2 protein-coding genes are annotated in these 1,799 nt (G+C 71.9%); both read left to right on the top strand.

All coding sequences use genetic code 11. The annotated features are described in order from the left end of the window. Positions 1–205: 205 nt before the first annotated feature. Complete coding sequence (locus tag ACWGIU_RS32680) at positions 206–454, top strand: DUF6296 family protein (protein WP_453711728.1); 249 nt, start codon at positions 206–208, stop codon at positions 452–454. 473 nt (positions 455–927) lie between these two features. Further along, positions 928–1,461, top strand: a complete 534-nt coding sequence (locus tag ACWGIU_RS32675) for a type 1 glutamine amidotransferase domain-containing protein (protein ID WP_453711730.1) — start codon at positions 928–930, stop codon at positions 1,459–1,461. Positions 1,462–1,799 lie beyond the last annotated feature (338 nt).

The following is a 1,799-nucleotide window of genomic DNA, read 5'->3' as shown; positions in this document are numbered from 1 at the left end:
GTTCTGGAGTATGCGCAGGTGGAAGGCGTACGGGGAAGGCGCGTAAGGGTGGTGGAAGATCACATGGAGAGCCGGAACCCTGAATCCGGGCGGGGCGTTGTTCCCGTTGACGGTTCCTCCGCGGGGCCCACGCTCGGGAGCGCGCAGCCGGGCGGGTGTGCCCGATAATGGGCACTGAAGGGGTATTCGCTCGGAGGAGGCCGATATGGGACGGGACAGCAGTTACGAACTGGTATTCGCGGTTCCTGACTATGCGGCGGCCCCGGATGGCGAGGAATCGGTCCTCGTGCACCGCACCGACCGGACCGGCCCCGGCGGCCACCCGATCTACGCGGACGACACCGGAATCGTGCAGGCGGAGATCAGCGATCAGGGCGACGTGCGCATGATCGCGAGCGGCGGTCACCAGGAGCCCGCCGCGCGGGTGAGCGTGCGTGCCGTGCCCGGCGTGTGACGCGGATTCTCTTCGGCTCATCGGGTGCGGCGCGTGACGGCGGGCGCGGCCGGGCCCGGGCGGTTCAGCCGCGGACGGCCAAGGCAGCCGGCTACGGAGACGGTCCGCGCGCCGGGGCGGGAGCCCTGCCACGAGGCCGTACCACCGCTCCCCGCGCAACGCATGTGCAGCGGCACATCGAACCAACATGCCCGGACCGGCTTGACGCACGCCGGTCCGGGCAGGCGCATGAGGTACCCGCAACCCACGAGAAGGAAGGTGAGCCGGATGGAGTGGACCACCGAGCCGGAGCCCGAGGGGCCCGGGCCCGTGCCCACCTCGCCCGACCCTGTGCCGCGGGATCCCGGACAGCCCGACCCGGGAGGAGCGCCGCGTGAACCGGCTCCTCCGCATCCGGACCCCGACAGGCCACCGCCCGCGCCGGAACCCCCTGATTGAGGACCGGCACCACACGACGGAAGGACGTGAGCGCTGTGCGAGTCGCCTTTCTGACGGCGCCCGAGGGCGTCGAGGAGATCGAACTCACCGAACCCTGGAAAGCCGTGCAGGGAGCCGGCTGGAACCCGCAGCTGGTCTCCACGGAACCGGGCCGCATCCAGGCGTTCCACCACTTGGACAAGGCGGGCACGCATCCCGTAGACCGGGTCCTCGCGAGCCGTACGGCCGAGAGCTTCGACGCCCTCGTCCTGCCCGGCGGGGTCGCCAATCCCGACGCGCTGCGTATGAACCCCTTGGCCGTCGACTTCACCCGCGGCTTCTTCGAGTCGGCCAAGCCCGTGGCCGCGATCTGCCACGCGCCCTGGATGCTGGTGGAGGCCGACGTCGTACGCGGGCGGACGCTGACCTCCTGGCCCAGTCTGGCGACCGACATCCGCAACGCGGGCGGTACCTGGGTGGACGAATCGGTCCATGTCTGCCATGCGGAGCCCGCGACGCTGGTCACCAGCCGCAAGCCGGACGACCTGGACGACTTCTGCGCGGCCCTGCTGAAGGAGTTCGGCGGCTGACCGGCCCGTCCGAGAGGGACACATGGTCCGCCCTGCGGTCGTTCCCGCAGGGCGGCACGCGGCTTCTGCCCGGGGGACCGCTCCGAAAACCTCGGAGCGGGTGGGGCCACCGGCCCCGCGCGGCCCCGCCGGCCACGTCGTCCGTCGGCCGAACCGCGCCGGGGCACGTGCCCGAGTAGAATCGATCCGGACCTCTTCCTTGCGCGGTCGGTGCCGTCCCCCCGGCCCACCGGAGCCGACATGGACGTCCCCGCCGACGGACCGGCCACCCCGTCTCCCCCCGATCCGAGCGGCCTCCAGCGAGCCGTGCGGGCCCTGACCGACGAGATCGCCGAGCT

Source organism: Streptomyces sp. NPDC054840 (assembly GCF_053611065.1).
The sequence above is the reverse complement of the archived record's forward strand: the minus strand, read 5'-3'. Positions and strand labels throughout refer to the sequence as shown.

Bases quoted from the DNA above. Each gene is read 5' to 3' on its own strand.
- ACWGIU_RS32680 (WP_453711728.1), top strand. From the start codon at position 206: ATGGGACGGGACAGCAGTTACGAACTGGTATTCGCGGTTCCTGACTAT.